General features: G+C 65.1%; 16 protein-coding genes. 7 read left to right on the top strand and 9 right to left on the bottom strand.

Features of this window, described 5'->3' with window-relative positions; translation table 11 throughout:
- Positions 1 to 16: 16 nt before the first annotated feature.
- Both ACYU7Q_RS07470 and ACYU7Q_RS07465 read right to left on the bottom strand, forming a co-directional pair.
- Complete coding sequence (locus ACYU7Q_RS07470; RefSeq protein ID WP_460608822.1) at positions 17 to 877, bottom strand: helix-turn-helix domain-containing protein; 861 nt, start codon at positions 875 to 877, stop codon at positions 17 to 19.
- A 41-nt stretch (positions 878 to 918) separates the two neighbouring features.
- Entirely contained in the window at positions 919 to 1,635 is a 717-nt protein-coding gene (locus ACYU7Q_RS07465) for a DUF421 domain-containing protein (RefSeq protein ID WP_460608821.1), read from the bottom strand.
- Between the two features lie 232 nt (positions 1,636 to 1,867).
- Between ACYU7Q_RS07465 and ACYU7Q_RS07460 the strand changes: the two genes are divergently transcribed.
- Together ACYU7Q_RS07460 and ACYU7Q_RS07455 are read left to right on the top strand one after the other, a co-directional pair.
- Complete coding sequence (locus ACYU7Q_RS07460) at positions 1,868 to 2,890, top strand: transglutaminase-like domain-containing protein (RefSeq protein ID WP_460608820.1); 1,023 nt, start codon at positions 1,868 to 1,870, stop codon at positions 2,888 to 2,890.
- Between the two features lie 268 nt (positions 2,891 to 3,158).
- Positions 3,159 to 7,403: a T9SS type A sorting domain-containing protein gene (locus ACYU7Q_RS07455; RefSeq protein WP_460608819.1), complete on the top strand. Its 4,245-nt coding sequence runs from the start codon at positions 3,159 to 3,161 to the stop codon at positions 7,401 to 7,403.
- Between the two features lie 123 nt (positions 7,404 to 7,526).
- Here ACYU7Q_RS07455 and ACYU7Q_RS07450 read toward each other — a convergent pair whose 3' ends face one another.
- The 6 genes from ACYU7Q_RS07450 to ACYU7Q_RS07425 all read right to left on the bottom strand — a co-directional run bounded on the left by ACYU7Q_RS07450 (position 7,527) and on the right by ACYU7Q_RS07425 (position 12,851).
- Entirely contained in the window at positions 7,527 to 8,489 is a 963-nt protein-coding gene (locus tag ACYU7Q_RS07450) for an aldo/keto reductase (protein WP_460608818.1), read from the bottom strand.
- A 55-nt stretch (positions 8,490 to 8,544) separates the two neighbouring features.
- Entirely contained in the window at positions 8,545 to 9,888 is a 1,344-nt protein-coding gene (locus tag ACYU7Q_RS07445; protein WP_460608817.1) for an alpha-amylase family glycosyl hydrolase, read from the bottom strand.
- 85 nt (positions 9,889 to 9,973) lie between these two features.
- Positions 9,974 to 10,363: a VOC family protein gene (gene gloA2, locus ACYU7Q_RS07440; RefSeq protein ID WP_460608816.1), complete on the bottom strand. Its 390-nt coding sequence runs from the start codon at positions 10,361 to 10,363 to the stop codon at positions 9,974 to 9,976.
- Between the two features lie 73 nt (positions 10,364 to 10,436).
- Complete coding sequence (locus ACYU7Q_RS07435) at positions 10,437 to 10,922, bottom strand: DinB family protein (protein ID WP_460608815.1); 486 nt, start codon at positions 10,920 to 10,922, stop codon at positions 10,437 to 10,439.
- 85 nt (positions 10,923 to 11,007) lie between these two features.
- A complete protein-coding gene (locus tag ACYU7Q_RS07430; protein WP_460608814.1) occupies positions 11,008 to 12,144 on the bottom strand; it encodes a redoxin domain-containing protein in 1,137 nt (378 codons plus the stop codon).
- A gap of 113 nt (positions 12,145 to 12,257) precedes the next feature.
- Entirely contained in the window at positions 12,258 to 12,851 is a 594-nt protein-coding gene (locus ACYU7Q_RS07425; protein WP_460608813.1) for a nitroreductase family protein, read from the bottom strand.
- 258 nt (positions 12,852 to 13,109) lie between these two features.
- Between ACYU7Q_RS07425 and ACYU7Q_RS07420 the strand changes: the two genes are divergently transcribed.
- The 3 genes from ACYU7Q_RS07420 (at position 13,110) to ACYU7Q_RS07410 (ending at position 15,751) form a co-directional block, all read left to right on the top strand.
- Positions 13,110 to 14,135 (top strand): YncE family protein, encoded by a 1,026-nt coding sequence (locus ACYU7Q_RS07420; protein WP_460608812.1) that lies wholly within the window; start codon positions 13,110 to 13,112, stop codon positions 14,133 to 14,135.
- A 183-nt stretch (positions 14,136 to 14,318) separates the two neighbouring features.
- The gene (locus ACYU7Q_RS07415; RefSeq protein WP_460608811.1) at positions 14,319 to 15,062 is read left to right on the top strand and encodes a phosphatase PAP2 family protein; all 744 of its coding nucleotides are present in this window, start codon (positions 14,319 to 14,321) and stop codon (positions 15,060 to 15,062) included.
- Positions 15,063 to 15,106: 44 nt separating this feature from the next.
- Positions 15,107 to 15,751: a phosphatase PAP2 family protein gene (locus tag ACYU7Q_RS07410; RefSeq protein ID WP_460608810.1), complete on the top strand. Its 645-nt coding sequence runs from the start codon at positions 15,107 to 15,109 to the stop codon at positions 15,749 to 15,751.
- 24 nt (positions 15,752 to 15,775) lie between these two features.
- Here the strand turns inward: ACYU7Q_RS07410 and ACYU7Q_RS07405 are convergent, their stop codons facing one another.
- Entirely contained in the window at positions 15,776 to 16,312 is a 537-nt protein-coding gene (locus ACYU7Q_RS07405; RefSeq protein ID WP_460608808.1) for a GNAT family N-acetyltransferase, read from the bottom strand.
- A 287-nt stretch (positions 16,313 to 16,599) separates the two neighbouring features.
- Between ACYU7Q_RS07405 and ACYU7Q_RS07400 the strand changes: the two genes are divergently transcribed.
- On the top strand, positions 16,600 to 17,670 hold the full coding sequence (locus tag ACYU7Q_RS07400) for an NYN domain-containing protein (RefSeq protein ID WP_460608807.1): 1,071 nt from the start codon (positions 16,600 to 16,602) through the stop codon (positions 17,668 to 17,670).
- Positions 17,671 to 17,774: 104 nt separating this feature from the next.
- Positions 17,775 to 18,146: a hypothetical protein gene (locus tag ACYU7Q_RS07395; protein WP_460608806.1), complete on the top strand. Its 372-nt coding sequence runs from the start codon at positions 17,775 to 17,777 to the stop codon at positions 18,144 to 18,146.
- Positions 18,147 to 18,180 lie beyond the last annotated feature (34 nt).

Here is an 18,180-nt window from a genome sequence, read left to right as displayed (position 1 = left end):
GGGCTTACAGGACAAATCAACGCTGCTGCCGAAACGCCTCCGGCGTGGTGCCGGTATACTTGCGGAAGTAGCGCCCGAAGTACGACGCGTCCTCAAAACCCAACTCGTAGGCTACCTGGGCCACGCCCAGCGCCGAGTGGCTCAGCAGCCGCTGCGCCTCGGTGATGATGCGCTCGTGGATGAGGTCGCTGGCCGTTTTGTTGAGCACGCGGCGGCACAGGGCATTGAGGTGGTTAGCCGTGAGGTGCAGCAGGTCGGCGTAATCGCGCACGCTGCGGTGGGTGCGATAATGCTGGTTGAGCAGCGCCCCAAACTGCCGGATTTGCTGCTGGGCCAAGCCCGCTTCGGCCGGGGCCGGAGCCGTATAGTGGCGCGCCGCCAGCTCCAGGCACAGATGCAGGTAGGACCGGAAAACCTCCGCCTGATTGGGCTGCGGCGCTTCGTATTCGGCGAACAGGCGCTCGATGAGCGGTCGGATTTCCGTTTCGGCCGGCGGCAGGCAGAGCACCGGCGGGTGCATGCTGTCGAAAAACGGGAAGTTATAGAGCCCGCTGCCGGGGTAGCGGAACAGGTAGAAATCGGCGCTGAAAAATACCACGTAGCCGCGCGTTTCGGGCGCTAAGTGCCAGTGGTGCACCTGCCCCGGCGCCAGAAAAAACAGGCTGCCCGGCCGCAGTTCATACGTCACCAAATCAACCGTATGCGTGCCCGAACCTTCCGTAATGTAAAGCAGCAAATAGAAGTCGTGGCCATGCGGCGCGTTCACGTGCGGAAACCGCACGACATGGCGTTCCAGCCGGTCGCAGTAGTACGGTGTGCGGGCCAGCGGGCCGGGAAAGGAGACCAGGGCGAGAACCGGCGGGGCGGTGGGCTTCATGCGGCCAAAGGTAAAAGGGGAAGGCGCCAGGCCCGATGGAATCACGCCTCTCTTTTTGCCGCGCACACCGGCACCCATTCTTCGCCCTTGCACACCGGGCAGATGGCCGTCTCGCCCCGGGCCAGTTCCCGCACTTCGCCGCACTTGCAGCAGGCGTGCGGGCCGGCGGCCTCCATGCGGTGCTGCGATTTGGCTAATAACTCGGGCCAGATGGGCAGGCCGGGGGCGGCCTCTTCGGGTGCGTAGAAGTAGGCGCTGAGGTTGCCAGTGGCCTCCATGTAGGCGCGGCGCACCTGCCCGAGGTGTTCCACCTGCTGCTGCCGTAGCTCGCCGAATAATTCCTTCTGCGTCAGGTTCAGGTTGTCAAGGTTTTTCACGTTGACGCGGCCTTCCTCCACCAGCAGCACGGGCGTGCCTTCGAGCCAGTCGCTGAAGCGCGGAAACCACTCGGTGAGGCGGTTGAAAAACCAATAAAGTAGGCTCACCACCGCAAAAACGAGGATAACGGGCAAAAACGGCGTGTCGTGGTAGAGCATCGTATCGCCGGCTGCTGTGCCCAGGCCGAGGATGATGCTTAACTCGAAAATGGACAGCTGGCGCACGCCGCGCCGGCCCGTCACGCGCAGGGTGGCCAGCAGCAGCAGGTAGGTCACCACGCACCGAAACACGACTTCGAGCAGGAAGGTGGGCGGCGCGTCGGCCGTCCAGAGCAGGCGTTGCCAGTCGAAGGGCGTGATGGGTTCGGCGAGGAAAAGCATGAAGATGAAGCAGTGGTGAAGCCGTTGCTGGTACGCACGGCCCGCCCCGCGGTTGGCCGCGCCGTACCTTTGGGGTACTGCTGGGGTCTGGTTGACCCTGACTGGCGGGCGCCGTCGCAGGCGCCGCGTTGGCGGGCATCGCACGTTGCGTTGGCCGCCGAGTTGGACTGATTTTCAGCTTCCAATCCAGCTTGGCCGACGCCCGCCAGCAGCGACCTGTTGCCTCGTTGCCGTGAACGTTTCGTTGTTGATTTCCCCCGCCATTTGGGCGGGGCTGCTGGGGGCGGCCGCGCACCTGCCAGGCGTGGGAGCCCTGGGCCAAACGGCGGCCACGCCCCGGAGCCGGACCTTTTGGCTCACCAGCACGGCCACCGTACCCGTGCCCCCGGCCGGCACCAAAACCCTCGATTTGTGGCTGCCCGTGCCCCACGCCGATGCCTCGCAGGACGTGCGCGACCTCAAAATTGAATCGCCGGTGCCGTATAAAATTGAGCAGGGCGAATACGGCACCCGGATGCTGCACCTGCGTCCGGCCACCGTGCCTACGGCGCCGCTGGTGGTAAAGCTCACGGCCCAGATTACGCGCCGCGAGCACCTCAACCTGCGCGCCACTACCCCCACGGCCAAGCCTGCCAAAGAGAAAACCGACCCCAACCTGGCCCGCTGGCTGGCCCCCGACCGCCTCGTGCCGCTCGACCCGCACATCCACCAGCAAGCCGAAGAAGTGGTGGCCAAAGCCGGAGCCAAAACCCCGCTCGAAAAAGCCCGCGCCATCTACGAGCACGTGGTGAGCACCGTGACCTACGACAAAACCGGCCAGGGCTGGGGCCGCGGCGATATTTACTACGCCTGCGACGCCCGACGCGGCAACTGCACCGATTTCCACGCCATCGTCATCGGCTACTGCCGGGCGTTGGGCATTCCGGCCCGCTTCAGCATCGGGCTGCCGCTGCCGGCCGAGCGCGGCCACGGCGAAATCAAAGGCTACCACTGCTGGGCCGAGTTCTTCACGCCGGAAACCGGCTGGGTGCCCGTCGATGCGTCCGAAGCCGCCAAGAACCCCGACAAGCGCGCCTACTTTTTCGGTGCCCACGACGAAAACCGCGTCGAGTTCACCCGGGGCCGCGACATCGAGTTGACCCCCAAACAAGCCGGCCCACCGCTCAACTACTTCGTGTACCCCTACGCCGAGGCCGACGGCCAGCCACTGGAAGTGGCCCGGAAATACGAGTTTTCGGACATCACCGCGCAGTAATTACTGCAGACACCCGACCCGGCCCGCCGGCGCTCCCGCAGCGTCGGCGGGCCGCTGCGTTTGGGCGGGGGCGAGTGGGGGAGAAGGTTCGGCTGGGTGGGCCAGCGGAAATGGCTCGTGGAAGTGATGCGGAGCTTAAACTTTAGCAGGTGCGGAGCATCGAAGGCGAAACCTGCGGTTTGGTGGGCTTATCGGGCGGCGCTTATGCGAGGGCGCCGACCAGCCGGCCGCTGGGGCATCACCTTCCTCATTTTTTCCCTGCTTAATTATGAAACACCGGTTACTTCTTGGCTTATTGTTCGCGTTGATAAGCCTGGCCTGGGGCCGCACAGGCGCGGCGGCTACTATCACCACTTCGGTGCTGAACGGCCCGAATTTCTGTCAGAATACGGCCGTGCGGGTGAGCTATACCGTGAGCGGGGCCCTCGACCCCAGCAACGTATTCACGGCTCAGCTGTCGGACGAAACGGGCTCGTTTGCCGCGCCGGTGGCCATTGGCTCGCTGGCGGGCACGGCGGGCGGCACCATCACGGCGGCGCTGCCGGCGGGGGTGGTCACGGGCTCGGGCTACCGCATTCGGGTGGTGGCTTCCAACCCGGCCACCATTGGCACCGACAACGGCCAGGACCTAACCATCACCAACATCGGAACCGTGACGGCGGGCAGCAACTCGCCGCTCTGCGCCACGGGCAACCTGCTGCTCACGGCCAGCACGGTGCCGGGCGCCAGCTATTCCTGGACCGGCCCCAACGGCTTTACCTCGCTGCTGCAAAACCCCACCATTGCCAACGTGGGCGTGAACCGCTCGGGCACCTACACGGTGACGGCCAGCTCGAACGGCTGCTCGGCCACGTCGTCGGTGACGGTGACGGTGAACGCCCTGCCCACGGCCAGCGTGAACCCGGTGGGCACGGTCATCTGCGCCGGGCAGTCGGTGACGCTGAACGCCAGCGGCGGCACCAGCTACTCGTGGAGCCCGGCCACCGGCCTGAGCAGCACCACCGTGGCCAGCCCCACGGCTTCGCCCACGGCCTCCACCATTTATACCGTAACGGTGACCAACGCCGCCGGCTGCTCCAGCACGGCCCAGGCCACGGTGACGGTGCGTGCCACGCCGGTGCTCACCGTGTCGCCCGACCAGACCATCTGCGCCGGCAGCTCCACCACGCTTTCGGCCAGCGGCGCGCAGAACTACACCTGGAGCCCCAGCACGGGCCTGAACAACCCGCGCTCGGCCACGCCCATCGCCTCGCCCACCACCACCACTACCTACACCATTACGGGCGACAACGGCAACTGCTCGGCCACGGCCACTGTGACCGTGACCGTGGAACCCCTGCCCACGCCCAGCGCCGGCTCCGACCGCGTGCTGTGCTCGGGCCAGTCGACCCAGCTGGGCAGCGCGCCCGTGGCGGGCCTCACGTATAGCTGGTCGCCGAGCACGGGCCTGAGCAGCACGTCCAGCGCCCAGCCCACCATCACCCTCACCAATACCGGCACGGCCCCCCGCACCACCACCTACACGCTCACGGCGGTTTCGGCCACGGGCTGCGTGGGCAGCAGCACGGTGCGCGTGACGGTGAATCCCGCCGTAACCGCCAATGCCGGTTCGGCCCAGACCTTCTGCTCGGGCGGCTCGGCCCAGCTGGGCACCGCCGCCACCACGGGCTACACCTATAGCTGGAGCCCCACCACCGGCCTGGCCAATTCCAACTCGGCCCAAACCACGGTGTCGCTTACGAACACCACCAGCGCACCCATCACCACGACCTATACCCTCACGGCCTCCAGCAACGGCTGCTCCAGCACCAGCACGGTAGCCGTGACGGTGAACCCGGCCACCTCGGCGGCATTTGCCTATAATGCGGCTTCGTACTGCCAGAGCAGCGCCAACCCCACACCCACGATTACCGGCACGGCCGGCGGCACCTTCTCATCAGCCAGCGGATTGAATATCAATGGCTCGACCGGCCAGATTAACCTGGCGGCCAGCACGGCCGGCACTTACACTGTTACCTACAGCGTGGGCGGCCCCTGCCCCAGCACCAGCACCCAGCAGGTAACGGTGGCCACGCCCGGCGCGGCGGGCTTCAGCTATGCCAGCGCGGCCTACTGCGCCAGCGGGGCCAACCCCACGGCGACGCTCGCGGCGGGCGCGGCGGCGGGCACATTCACGGCTTCGCCCGCGGGCCTGAGCCTGAATGCCAGCACCGGAGCCATCAACCTGGCCGCCAGCCAGCCCGGTACTTATACCGTAACGAACACAGTGGCAGCTAACGGAGCCTGCCAGGCGGCCTCGGCCACTACGCAGGTGAGCATCAGCGCGGTGCCGACGGCGGCGCTGGCCGTGAGCGGCCCCACTACCATTTGCCAGGGCAGCACCGTGGCGCTGACGGCCAACGGCGGCAGCGCCGGGGCCACGTACCAGTTTTTGCTGAATGGCCAGCCCATCGGCGGGGCTACGGCTGCTACTTACGCCGCCACTCAGGCCGGCACTTACAGCGTGGTAATTACCAACCCCGGCAACTGCACGGCCACCTCGGCCGGCACCACCATCACGGTGAACCCCGTGGCTACGCCCACCGTGGCCTACGGGGCCAGCAGCTACTGCCAGAACGCCGGCACCAATCCCGGCCCCACGGTTTCGGTAGCCGGCGGCACCTTTTCGTCGGCTGCGGGCCTGAGCCTGAATGCTGGCACCGGGGTTATCGACCTAGCCGCCAGCCAGCCCGGCACTTACACGGTGAGCTACTCGGCGGGCAGCCCCTGCCCGGGCACCGGCACGGCCACCGTTACCATCAGCGCGGCTCCTAGCGCGGCATTTGCCTATGCTTCGTCCACGCTCTGCACCAGCGGGGGCACGGCTACGCCCACCATCACGGGCACGGCGGGCGGCGCTTTTTCGTCGACTACGGGCCTGAGCTTGGATGCCAGCACGGGCTCTATTACCCCAGCAACTTCCACGCCCGGCACCTACACCGTGACGTACACCGTGGGCAATACTTGCTCCAGCAGCCGCACGGCCACCGTCACCATCACCACGGCCCCGGTGGCCTCGTTTACTTACCCAGTCACCAGCTATTGCGCAGCCGCTCAGGGCAACGTGGCCCCGGTATTCGGCAGTGGGGCCAGCGCCGGGGCTTTCTCCTCAACCACCGGCCTGAGCCTCGACCCGGCTACCGGCGTGGTGAACCTGGCCGCCAGCCAGGCCGGCACCTACACCGTGACCAACACCATTGCCGCGTCGGGCTCGTGCGCGGCCGTTACGGCTACGGCTCCCATCACCATCAGCCCGGCTCCGGTGGCCGCCATTTCGGCCGGCGGCGCTACCACCATCTGCCAGGGCACTTCGGTGCTGCTGACGGCTACCGGCGGCGGAGCCGGCGCAACGTATCAGTTCCTGCTGAATGGCCAGGCCATTGCCGGGGCCACGGCCAGCAGTTACTCGGCCAGCGCGGCGGGCAGCTACGCGGTGGTTATCACCAGCGCCAGCGGCTGCGCAGCCACCTCGCCCGCCACGGCCGTGACGGTGACGCCGGCCACGTCGGCCGCGTTCAGCTACGGGGCCACGGGCTACTGTCTCAGCAGCCCGACCTCGACGCCAAGCATCACCGGCACCACGGGCGGTACTTTTTCGTCGACCACGGGCCTGAGTCTGAATGCCAGCACGGGCGCCATTACCCCAGCAACTTCCACGCCCGGCACCTACACCGTGACCTACAGCGTGGGTGGCAGCTGTCCTAGCAGCAGCACGGCCACCGTCACGATTTCGGCCCCGGCCTCGGCGGCGTTCAGCTACGGCGGAGCCAACCTGTGCGCCAGCGGCACGGCCACGCCCACCCTGGGCGCGGGGGCCAGCGCCGGTACCTACACTTCGACCACGGGCCTGAGCCTGAATGCTACGACCGGAACCATTAACCTGGCCGCCAGCACGCCCGGTACCTACACCGTGACCAACACGGTGGGCAGCGCCGGGGCCTGCGGCGGTACGTCGGCCACGGCTACGGTGACCATTAACGCCCTGCCCGCGCGCCCCACGGTGACTGCCCAGTACAACGGACCTACTACTACGCTCACCAGCAGCGCCGCCACCGGCAACCAGTGGTACCTCAATGGCGTGGCCATTGCCGGCGCTACCGGCCCGACTTATGTGGTAAATTCGGCCGCCCAGCTGGGGTCCTATACCGTGACCACCACCTCGGCCCAGGGCTGTGCTTCGTTGCCGTCGGCCCCGCTCGTGGTCACGGCCACCGCCAAGCAACTGGCCGATGCCGCGCTGGAACTCTACCCCAACCCCACGCCCGACGGCAAGCTGATGCTAACGCTGACCAACGCCCACCAGCCAGTGCAGCTCATCGTGCTCAATGCCCTGGGGCAGGTAGTATATCGGGCCGCACTGCCCACTTCGGCGGCCGCGCAGCCCCTCGACCTGAGCGCGCTGCCCACCGGCGTGTACCTGCTGCGTGCTACTTCGGCCGATGGCACGGCCACGCGCCGCTTCGTGCGCGAGTAGGCGGAGCAGAGCATAGAAAAATGCCCCGTCGGCTTTGGCCGGCGGGGCATTTTTTGTTGGGGACGTGCACGGTAGAGATGCTTTGACAAGCTCAGCATGACGCTTTGTTAACGGCCCTCTTTTCTACTCCGCCTTCACCGGCTGGGCCTGCTCCAACGTCTCCACGTCCTCGGCGGTCAGGCGCAGCTCGGTGGCTTCGAGTAGCTCCGTAACCTGGCCCACGCTGGTGGCGCTGGCGATGGGCGCGGCCACGGCCGGAGCCTGCATCAGCCAGGCCAGGGCTACCTGGGCGGGCGTGGCCTGCTGGCGGTCGGCCACGGCGTCGAGGGCGGTGAGCAGGGCGAGGCCTTTTTCATTGAGGTATTTCTGGCCCACGCCGGCCCCACGTGGGCTTTTTTGCAGGTCGGCCTGGTCGCGGTACTTGCCGGTGAGGAAGCCGGCGGCAAGGCCGTAGTACGGAATCGCGCTGATGTTTTCCTGTAGCAGGAGCGGGGCGAGGTTGTGCTCAAAGTCCTCGCGGTCGTACAGGTTGTAGAGGTTTTGCAGCGTTTCGTAGCGCGGGAAGCCGTGCTTGGCGCTGGCATCCAGTGACTCCTGTAGGCGGGCCGCCGTGAAGTTGGATGCGCCGATGGCGCGCACCTTGCCCTCCTTCACCAGCTGGGCGTAGGCTTCGAGGGTTTCTTCCACACGTGTGGTCGGGTCGTCTTTGTGCGACTGGTACAGGTCGATGTAATCGGTTTGCAGGCGCTTGAGCGAGCCTTCCACGGCGCGCAGGATGTAATCCTTTTTCAGGCCTTTGTTGTCGGCATTCACCTCCCAGCCCACTTTGGTGGCGATGACCACGTCGTCGCGCCGGCCGCGCCGCTGCAGCCACTTGCCGATAATGGTTTCGGACTCGCCGCCGACGTGGCCGGGCACCCAGACGGAATAGCCGTCGGCGGTATCAATGGCATTGCCGCCGTTGGCCACGAAAGCATCGAGTACAGCGAAGGAAGTGGCTTCGTCGATGGTCCAGCCGAAGACGTTGCCGCCCAGCATGAGGGGCGAGATTTGGAGGCCGGAGCGGCCGAGTTCACGGGTTTGCATAGCGGTTTGAAAATTCAGGGAATGAGGTTTACTAACCGCAAAACGCGCCGGAAGGTTAGCCCGCGGCCGGCTCCACGGCCACCAGCACCCGCCAGCCGTGGGCCGGCACCGGCAGCTCCTCACCGGCAAAAAGCGTCAGTGTTTCGTCGCTAAACAGGTCGCGCCACTGGCCCGGCACGGCGGGAATCAGCTGCGCTTCGGCGGCAATATTCACCGCGCACAGCACGGCGGCCGTGTCTTTGGTCCGGCAGAAGCTGTACACTTCGGGCGGCGCGGGCAGGCGCAGCAGGTGGCTGGCCCGGTCGCCGTTGCGCAGCGCCGGATGGTTTTTCTTGAGCTGAAACAGGCGGGTGTAGAAATCCTGGAGCGGAAAATCTCCCCACGCAATGGTGTCGCGGTCGAAGAATTCCAGCCGGCGGTTCAGTCCCGCTTCCTGGCCCGAGTAAAGCATGGGCATGCCCGGCAGCAGGGCCGTGAGCACGGCGAAGGGCAGCGCCAGCGGCCCGAGGCGCTCGTATTCGGTGCCGTCCCAGCTGTTCACGTCGTGGTTGCTGGTGAAGTGCATCAGGTACACGCTGGGTGGGTATTTTTCGCGCTCGGCGGCCAGGTAGGCGTCGATTTCGGGCAGGGTGGCGTGGCCTTCGGCGATGCGGTCGAGCAGGTAGTGCAGCCGCAGGCCAAAGGCCATGTTGAAAGCCTGTTCGAGCAGGCGCGTGTCGGAGTCGAATTCCTCCCAGGTCAGCCCGCCCGAGGGGTATAGCTCGTCCCACTCGGCCAGCATAAACACCGGCTTGAGGGCATCGAGCACGGGCCGGGCCTCGTCCCAGAAATCGGTGGGCACCAGGCCGGCCACGTCGCAGCGGTAGCCGTCGATGTCGGTTTCCCGAATCCACCAGGCGAGGGCCTCGGTCATGTAGCGGCGCATTTCGCGGTTGCCGTAGTCGAGGGCCACTACGTCGGTCCAGTCGGCCACGGGGGGTACCAGCTGGCCGGCGGCATCGTGCTGGTACCAGTCGGGATGCTCAGCAATGAGGGCGTTGTCGCGGCTGGTGTGGTTGGCTACCCAGTCAAGTATCACCCTCATTCCCAGGTCATGGGCTGCTTGCACGAGGTGGCGCAAGTCGTCAATCGTACCGAATTCCGGGTTCACGGCAAAATAGTCGCGCACGGCGTAGGGGGAGCCCAGTGAGCCCTTGCGCCCCACTTCCCCGATGGGATGCACCGGCATCAGCCACACAATGCCGACGCCCATTTTGTGCAGCCGTGGCAGGTGCGCCTCAAAGGCCCGAAAAGTGCCTTCGGGCGTGTAGTTGCGGACGTTGACTTCGTAGATGGTGGCGTGGGCTACCCATTCGGGGTGAGCCACGGTGAAGCGGTTGGCGTGCGGATGTTCGGGCATGAGCAGGGAAGGCGGTGGAGTGTTCCGCTACGCGCCGCCCAGCATACCGGTTGCCGACCGAACGAGGCAGGGGCGGGGCTTGCCCCTACCTCTCGTAGAATTCCAGCGGCAGGCCGTCGGGGTCGGCAAAAAAGGTGAAGCGGCGGCCGGTCAATTCATCCACCCGCACGGGTTCGCAGGCCACGCCGTGGGCCTCCAGGTGCCGGATGGCGGCCGCCACGTCGGGCACGGCGAAGGCGAGGTGGCGCAGGCCGGCCGCCTCGGGGTAGCTGGGGCGCGGCGGCGGACTGGGAAAGGAGAATAACTCGATGAGGTACTGCCCGTTGATGGCCAAATCCAGCTTATAGGATTCCCGGTCGGCGCGGTAGGTTTCGGCCAGGATTTCCAGCCCGAGAATGTCGGTGTAAAAACGTTTGGAGGCCGCGTAATCGGAACAAATGAGGGCAACGTGGTGCAGGCCGAGGAGTGGCAGCATGGGCAAATGAGCGGGTGGTTGATGAGCAGCCAATACCCGGAAGTACGGCCGGTTGTTCGCAGTTCCGGGCTAGCTAGGTGCGGATAATATCGGTATCGACCGGCACGTAGCCCAGCAGTCGGCTCATGCTCAGCACCTGGCCCTTGTGGTGAAACTCGTGCGTGATGGTGTGCGTGAACAGTTGCAAGGGCGTGAGCTCCAGCGGCTGCGGCTGGCGCGGCAAAATAAAGCTCTTCGGCTCTAGCCACTCTGCCAAATAATGCTGGCTGAAGTCGGCTACCAGCGCATCCACACCCGCAAATACGGCGCGCAGGGTCGCTACGTCGGCAACCGCTTCCGGCTGCGGATTGACGGCCTCCCAGCTTAGCCCGACCTGGCCCAGCCAGTAGTCGTAGCAGCCGGCCACGTGCACCAGCAGGTCGCGGATGCTGCCACCGTTCATCGCGGCCACGGGCGCTACGAAGTGCGCGGGCGCAAGGCTGGCGCAATAGTCCAGCAGTACGCCCCGGGCGCTGGCCACGAGGGCATACTGTTGCGAGAAAGCAGGGTCTTTCAACATCATCAGAATAAAAAATGCCGCAAGCCGCGCCCCAATTCCGGCAGGAAAGGTACTCGGCCTGCGGAGCCAAGCAGCCGTCGAAAGCTTAATTGCTCTTGTCCAGTAGCTTGCTGAGCGTGGTGTGCAGAGCATCGCCGCGCAGGTTGATGGCCACGATTTTGCCTTGCGGGTCGAGCAGAAAGTTCTGCGGAATGGCGGTTACCTCGTACGCCCGGGCGGCCGCGTTGTCCCAGGATTTCAAATCCGATACCTGCGTCCAGGCCAGGCCGTCGGTTTTGATGGCGCGAACCCAGGCCTCGCGGGTTTTTTGGTTGTCGAGCGACACCCCCAGAATGGTAAAGCCTTTGTCCTTGAAGGCTTGGTAGGCCCTCGTGACGTTGGGGTTTTCGGCGCGGCAGGGACCGCACCAGCTGGCCCAGAAATCAATCAGCACGTATTTGCCGCGCAGGCTGCTCAGGGTCACAGGCACGTTGTCGGGGGTGTTTTGGGTGAAGTCGGGGCCGGTGGTGCCCACGGTCACTTTCTGCAAACGCTTGATTTGCTCGGCGATGCGCTGGCCCCGTTGCGTGTTCCGCACATTGGCGCTCAAGCCTTGGTAGAGTGCGGCATAGGGCGCCACATTGGGGGTGTTTTGCAGCAAACCAAATAACACGAACAAGCTGTAATGGGCGTCGGGGTGCGCCTTCACGTAATCGGTCTGGACCTTTTCCTGCGCGGTTTCGATAGCTGCGAGCCTCGCTTGCTGCAGCGCGAAAGCCGGGCTCTGGCGGATGGCTTCGGGCTGGGCGTCAATCACCTTTTTCAAGGCGTTGTACTGGTCCTCCAGCGGCTTCAGCTGGGCGCTGAGCCGGGCGTGTTCGTCGTTGAGCGGCGTGCCGCGCACGGTGGTATGGGTGGCCGAATCGGGCGTCGTCACCACGACCGTGCCCGTTTCCAGGTAAAAGAACTCGCGGCGTCCGTCGCGCGATTGGTTGTAGGGCGTACCGTGGTGGCTCAGGGAGATGTTGGCGCGCACCGGCTCGGGCAGGGTGCCCCGAAATTCGAAACGGCCGTTTCTTACGGGTACCGAATCCACCCGCATTTTCTGGTTCACCGGGTACAGCAGAAACGCCTGGGTGGCGTCGGTCGGGCCACTTATGGTTCCTTGCAGAACGTAGTTCTGGGTTTGGGCCTGGGCCAGCGCGGGTAGCAGCACCAGGGCACTGTAGAGGATGCTTTTCATGGAAAGGTTTAGGGGGTAGGTGAGCGAGTGATGCTGTTTCACGGGCCATCGTTGCATTCGGAGCCGCAAACGCGGCCGACCGCAGCCTAAGCGTACCCCCGAATACGGACCGGCTACTCGCTCACCCAACGAACTTTCTCGGCAATCGGCCGGCGGTGGCCAGGGGCCGAGGGTACTTCGATGTAGCCGAGCTGGAAAAAGCCCAGCAGCCGGTCGTCCGGCCCGAGGCCGAAAAACGCCTTGGCCTCTTCCGTGTACGTGATGCCGCCGCTGCTCCAGTAGCCGCCCAGGCCGTAGGCGTGGGCCGAGAGGTGCAGGTTTTGCACGGCGCAGGCCACGGCTTCGATTTCCTCGATTTCGGGCAGGCGTGGCTCGGTGCGCTTCATGGCAATGGCGATGACGTGCGAGCACTGCGGCGGGTTGTTGCGCAGGTTGGCGTGCTTGCCGGCTTTGTAGGCCGGGCCAGCGGTTTTCTCGTATAAATCGGCCTGAAATACCGCCAGCTTTTCGAGCCCCGCGCCTGTGAACACGGTAAAGCGCCAGGGCTCGGTTTGCTTGTGGCTGGGGGCCCAGTTGGCGTTTTCGAGCAGCTGCCAGACGGTGGAATCGGGAATGACGCGGCCGGGCACGAACTGCGGGATGAATGTGCTGCGCCGGGTGCGGATAAGGGTGTTGATTTGTTCGGTATCGAAGAGGGCAGAAGTCATCTTGCAGAATAAACGAGGGTGAAAGCGCGGCCAGTGGGGCGTATCCGCTGGCGTAGCGGGCCGGGCCGCCGCGCTGTGTACCCAACCACTCGGCCCGGGGTTTTGATTAGCTGCGGCGCGAAATGCCTCGGGGGCTACTTGGTGCGCCGACTGCTCGGCACGAGAGAGGTAATTATTGTTGCCGCCAATGTACTTCAGCCCAGCTACAGAATCGGCTGCGACCTTCGCCCCATCGGTTTCATCCTAAGCTCTTCTCTCGTGAAAAACCTGCTGCTGGCTGCCCCCCTGGCCCTTGCTTTTTTCGGCTCCGCCGCCCATGCCCAACCGGCACCTTACCACCTGCTCAACACCATCGCCATCGGCGGCGAGGGCGGCTGGGACTACTTAAAAGTGGACCCCGCCGGCGAGCGCCTGTACGTGTCGCACGGCACGCGGGTGGAAGTGGTGGATTTGAAGACCCGCAAGCTCGTCGGCACCATAATGGATACGCCCGGCGTGCACGGCATTGAAGTAGTACCGGGTACCAATCGCGGCTACATCACCTGCGGGCGCAACAATACCTGCGTGGTGTTCGATGTGAAGACTCTCAAGCCCATCGGCGCGCCCATTCCCACCGGCCCCAAGCCCGACGCGCTGCTGTACGATGCCTTCTCAAACCGCGTGTTTATTTTCAGCAACGATGGTGGCAAAAGCACCGTGCTCGATGCCAAAACCGGTGCCGTGGTGGGCACCGCCGAGCTGGGCGGCGACGTGGAGGAAGGCGTGAGCGACGGCCACGGCACCATCTTCGTCAACATCGAAAACAAGAGCGAAATCGTCGAGTTCGACGCCAAAACCCTGGCCGTGCGCCACCGCTTCCCGCTGGCTCCCGGCGAAGAGCCCACCGGCCTTGATTTCGACCCCAAAACCAACCGCCTCTTCAGCGGCTGCGCCAACGAAAAGCTGGTGGTGACCGACAGCAAAACCGGCAAGCAAATCGCCGTGCTGCCCACCGGCAAAGGCACCGACGGCCTGGCCTTCGACCCCGCCACGCACAATATTATTACTTCCAACGGTTCAGGTACCTTCACGGTGATTCATGAGGACGCACCCAACAAATTCTCGGTGGTGGCCAATGTGCCCACCGCCAAGGGTGCCCGCACAATAAGCCTCGACCCGAAAACCGGCCACCTCTTCACCGTCACGGCCGACTACGGCCCCACGCCGGCCCCCACCACCGAAAACCCACGCCCCCGGCCCAGCATTGTGCCCGGCACGTTCCGGGTGCTGGAATTTGGACGGTAGAAAGGGAATAGCAGCAGGAATTTGTCCCTCATGCCGAGCACACCGAAGCATCTCGCCCGCCACTACGAATCCTGTTACTTGGGATTGCTACTGTGGTAAAGATGCTTTGGTGCGCTCGGCATGAAGGCTTTTTTCGCGTTGAGTCCGTAGTCCACTGTTCACCAATTCCAACGATACCGCTGCATGTTTACCACGCTCTGGCCCCGCCTGCGCCACGCCCTGTGGGTGCACAAAATGCTGTTGCTGGCCCTGCTGGGCGGCCTGGTGCTGCCGTGGGTGGTGTTCGTGAACGTGGCCGAGGACATCTGGGAGCACGGCGGTTTCATCGGCGATAAACAGATTCTGGAGTTTCTGCACGCCCACGCCACGGTGGGGCTCGATAAGCTGGCCCTGGGCCTCACCGCCGCCGGCGACCCGCTGCCCATGGGCATTCTGGCGGTGCTGATTACGGTGGGGCTGGCCGTGTGGGGCACCGGCCGGCAGGCTTGGTTTTTTGGGCTGTCGGTGGGCGGGGCCATGGCCCTGAATATGCTGGTGAAAGTGCTGTTTGCCCGGCCCCGCCCGGCGTTGTGGCTCAGTCTGAAGCCGGCCTTTTATTACAGCTTTCCGAGCGGGCACGCCATGGGCGCGGCAGCCGTGGCCACGGCCCTGGGTTTCCTGCTGTGGCAGCACCGCGGCCACTGGCTGGCTTGGGTATTGGGGCCGCTGTTTGCCCTGGCCGTGGGCTGGAGCCGCATGTACCTGGGCGTGCATTACCCCTCCGATGTGCTGGCCGGCTGGACGGGCTCGGTGGGCTGGGTGGCGGGGCTGCACCTGCTGTTTTCGCCCGAGTTCCGCGAGCTGCGGCGGTTCTGGCGCGAGGCCCTGCACCGGCGGCTGCCCACCGTGGTATCGCCGCCGCGTGAAGTTCGCCGGGCCTCAGCCTAGCAACCCGCGTTGTTATTTGCCCGCGTTTTCTCCCCGGCCCCGTCATGTTTTCGTCCCCGCGTTCCGTTTTCAGCCCACCGCCGCAGCCCGGCGCATTGGGGTTGATTTGGGTGTTCGCCACCGGAATAGCTGGCTGGCTGGCCTGCGCCGTGGCATACGCCGGCGGCCTGCCCTGGGATGGCCCCGTCCTCGAATTCTGGCACCATCACGCCACGCCGGCGCTCGATAAAATAGCCGTGTTCCTCACCATCGTGGGCAATACCTGGCCGATGGTGGGCCTCGGGGTGCTGGTGTGGCTGGGGCTGCTGGCGCGGCAGCAGTGGCGGGCGGCGTGGGTGTGGTTTGCGTCGGTGGGCGGGTCGATGCTGCTCACGCAGGTTATCAAGCCTTTGGTGGCGCGGCCCCGGCCGGCGCTGTGGGCCAGCATCCGGCCCGAGCACACGTTCAGCTTCCCCAGCGGGCACGCCATGGACACGGCGGCCATTGCCACGGCGCTGGTTTTTCTGTATTGGGGCAACCGCCAGCGGAGCTGGGTGAGGACGCTGGCCCTGCTGTTTTCGCTGGCCGTAGGCTGGGCGCGCATGTACCTGGGCGTGCACAACCCGTCGGATGTGCTGGCGGGCTGGGCCGCTGCCGTGGCATGGGTGGTGCTGGTGCAGCTGGTAGCGCAGTACATTCGCCGACCATAGCAATGCCCACTAGAAATCTGTAGGTTATGCCCTGCTGGGCGCATCGGCTTCATACCATATGCAGGGCAGGCCTTCCACCAGAAACTCCGGCCCCTCGCGCAGGCCGATTTTGGTAAGAATGCGGCGCGAAGCCACGTTATGCGCATCAGCGTAAGCGCAGATGCGGGGCAGGTGCAGCACCTCAAATCCGTAGTCCAGCCAGGCCCGGGCGGCCTCAAAGCCGTAGCCCTGCCCCCAGAAACGCGGCAAAAACCGGTAGCCCAGGTCGTAGAAATCGCGCTGCCCGTTGATGGGGCCGGCCACCAGTTTCAGCCCGGCCCAGCCCATAAACTCGCCGGTTTCGCGCAGCACCACGGCCCAGCGCCCAATACCATTATCGACGTACTGCTGCTGAATATAGCGAATCATGGCCAGGCTCTGGGCCGGCTCGCTCACCATGTGCCCGCCAATGCCGCCGAGGTAGCGGTGCACGGCCGGGTCCGAATCGAGCGCGAACATGCCGTCCGTATCGGCGTCGGTGAGGGGGCGAAAATGCAGGCGGGCGCTATCGAAAGGCAGCATAAGGAGTAGGGTAGGAGCGGCGAAGTTACTGCGTTGGCATCGGCCGTTGGTGCGGGTCAATTTCATCCGCTATGCCGCAGCCGTTGCCGAAGCAGGGACCCGGCTGCGTACCTTTAGCCCTTCAAAGTAAACGATAAGCCGGCAAGATGCGGCTCCGCTTATTAGCCCGTCAGGCGCATTTTTCCGGTGGCCACAGCCGGACTATTTGCGGTGCAGGCGCGTGTTGTTCAAGTGTTCTGGTCTTCCCTCAGGGCTTTTTCTGTGATAGGACTTAGTATTTCTGCACCATGTTGCCCAAACCGACAGCTTCCCCCTACGCGGCCGTTTTCATCGATTTCGAGAACGTCTATTACTTCCTGAAAAACCACTTTCACGACCCGCCCGACCTCAACGACATCTGCCTCGACATCGTCCGGACTCTGCGCGAGCAACTCAGCGACAAGGGCCTCGACAGCCTCATCAGCTACGCCTACGCCGACTTCGAGCGCCTGGCCACCGCCCCCCAGGGGGCCCTCTACCTGATGGGCGTGAGCACCCGCAACGTGCTGGGCACCGACCACAAAAACGCCGCCGACATGCAGCTCTGCATCGACGCGCTGGAGGTGATGTACACCCGGCCCGACATCGGCACCTTCGTGCTCGTGGCCGGCGACCGCGACTACATTCCCGTGCTCCAGCACCTGCGCCGGCAGGCCCGGCAGGTGCTGGTGGCCGGCTTCCGCGAGTCCGTATCCGGCGATTTGCTCCAGAACATCGGCTCCGCGCAGTTCATCGACGCCCGCGATTTGCTGTCGATTGAGCGCGTGGAGCAGCTCGAAAAGCGCCGCGCCGACCGCCAACGGACCATTGAGGAAAGCCGCCGCCTGCGCGAGCAGGGCCTGGCCGGCGTGCCCTCGGCCGCCGCGCTGGCCGCCCGCGCCGACAGCGGCGGCGAAGCCCCGGCGCCCTTGCCCAAAGTAGTGCCCGTGCCGTCGGCCGGGGCCCCGCGGCCCATCGTGCCGGTGCCGGCCCGGCCGTTTGTGTCGCGCGACGAGGTGCCCGAATTTGCCCCCGTCCGTCGGCTGACCACCGACATGGAGCGCCGCACGCTGGCCTTCATGCTGGCCGAGTTTCAGAAGCTCGAAGCCAAGCAGCAGCGCCGCGTGACGGAGCTGTGGCTGGGCCCGTTCATGCGCCTGCTCACCGACGAGCTGCCCGAGTTGCCCGACTACGAGCGCCGCGACCAGCTCAACAAGCTGCGCGATGCCGGCACCATCCGCATCGAGAAGCGCGAGGGCGAGCCGCACCCGTTTTCCGTCATCGTGGTCAACTACAGCCACCCCGACGTGCAGGAACTCCACCCCGGCACCGAAAACTAGCCGCCCCGCCGGTTATCTTTGGCCGCCGAACGGCGCGCCGGCCCCTGGCCGCCGCATCCGTCCAGCCCGTTCCCGTTTGTTTTCACAACCCTATTTTTCGTTTCATGAGCTTTATCTCCGAAGCAGAATCCAGCATTCGCCTGCTGTTCGACACCAACAACGCCGGCTTTCACGTGGACCCCAGCCGCGGCATCAGCCACCTCGAAAGCTGGATTCAGCACCTGCGCAGCATCGACCAGCCCGCCACCCGCCTCATGGTGACGGAACTCGAAACCATGCGTACCCACATCAGCAACAACAATGCTGCCGGCATGGCCCAGGCCTTCCAGAACCTCGGCGAGATGACGGCCAAAGCGGCTCTCACCACCCACAACTTCAGCGGCGAAGGCGACAAAGCCCGCGAGCTCAGCCAGAAGCTGATTGCGGCCGCCGGCAACCTGCGCCACATCGCCGCCTCGCAGCCGGTGCAGCACTAACCCGCTGATTCAGGTATTATTGGGGTGCTATAGC

This window comes from Hymenobacter terrigena (assembly GCF_054776515.1).
This window is presented reverse-complemented; position numbering and strand designations above follow the sequence as displayed.

Excerpts from the sequence above, each read along its gene's own strand:
- ACYU7Q_RS07470 (WP_460608822.1), bottom strand. The coding sequence starts at position 877 with ATGAAGCCCACCGCCCCGCCGGTTCTCGCCCTGGTCTCCTTTCCCGGC.
- ACYU7Q_RS07465 (WP_460608821.1), bottom strand. The coding sequence starts at position 1,635 with ATGCTTTTCCTCGCCGAACCCATCACGCCCTTCGACTGGCAACGCCTG.
- ACYU7Q_RS07455 (WP_460608819.1), top strand. The coding sequence starts at position 3,159 with ATGAAACACCGGTTACTTCTTGGCTTATTGTTCGCGTTGATAAGCCTG.
- ACYU7Q_RS07450 (WP_460608818.1), bottom strand. The coding sequence starts at position 8,489 with ATGCAAACCCGTGAACTCGGCCGCTCCGGCCTCCAAATCTCGCCCCTC.
- ACYU7Q_RS07445 (WP_460608817.1), bottom strand. The coding sequence starts at position 9,888 with ATGCCCGAACATCCGCACGCCAACCGCTTCACCGTGGCTCACCCCGAA.
- gloA2 (WP_460608816.1), bottom strand. The coding sequence starts at position 10,363 with ATGCTGCCACTCCTCGGCCTGCACCACGTTGCCCTCATTTGTTCCGAT.
- ACYU7Q_RS07435 (WP_460608815.1), bottom strand. The coding sequence starts at position 10,922 with ATGTTGAAAGACCCTGCTTTCTCGCAACAGTATGCCCTCGTGGCCAGC.
- ACYU7Q_RS07430 (WP_460608814.1), bottom strand. The coding sequence starts at position 12,144 with ATGAAAAGCATCCTCTACAGTGCCCTGGTGCTGCTACCCGCGCTGGCC.
- ACYU7Q_RS07425 (WP_460608813.1), bottom strand. The coding sequence starts at position 12,851 with ATGACTTCTGCCCTCTTCGATACCGAACAAATCAACACCCTTATCCGC.
- ACYU7Q_RS07415 (WP_460608811.1), top strand. The coding sequence starts at position 14,319 with ATGTTTACCACGCTCTGGCCCCGCCTGCGCCACGCCCTGTGGGTGCAC.
- ACYU7Q_RS07410 (WP_460608810.1), top strand. The coding sequence starts at position 15,107 with ATGTTTTCGTCCCCGCGTTCCGTTTTCAGCCCACCGCCGCAGCCCGGC.
- ACYU7Q_RS07405 (WP_460608808.1), bottom strand. The coding sequence starts at position 16,312 with ATGCTGCCTTTCGATAGCGCCCGCCTGCATTTTCGCCCCCTCACCGAC.
- ACYU7Q_RS07400 (WP_460608807.1), top strand. The coding sequence starts at position 16,600 with ATGTTGCCCAAACCGACAGCTTCCCCCTACGCGGCCGTTTTCATCGAT.
- ACYU7Q_RS07395 (WP_460608806.1), top strand. The coding sequence starts at position 17,775 with ATGAGCTTTATCTCCGAAGCAGAATCCAGCATTCGCCTGCTGTTCGAC.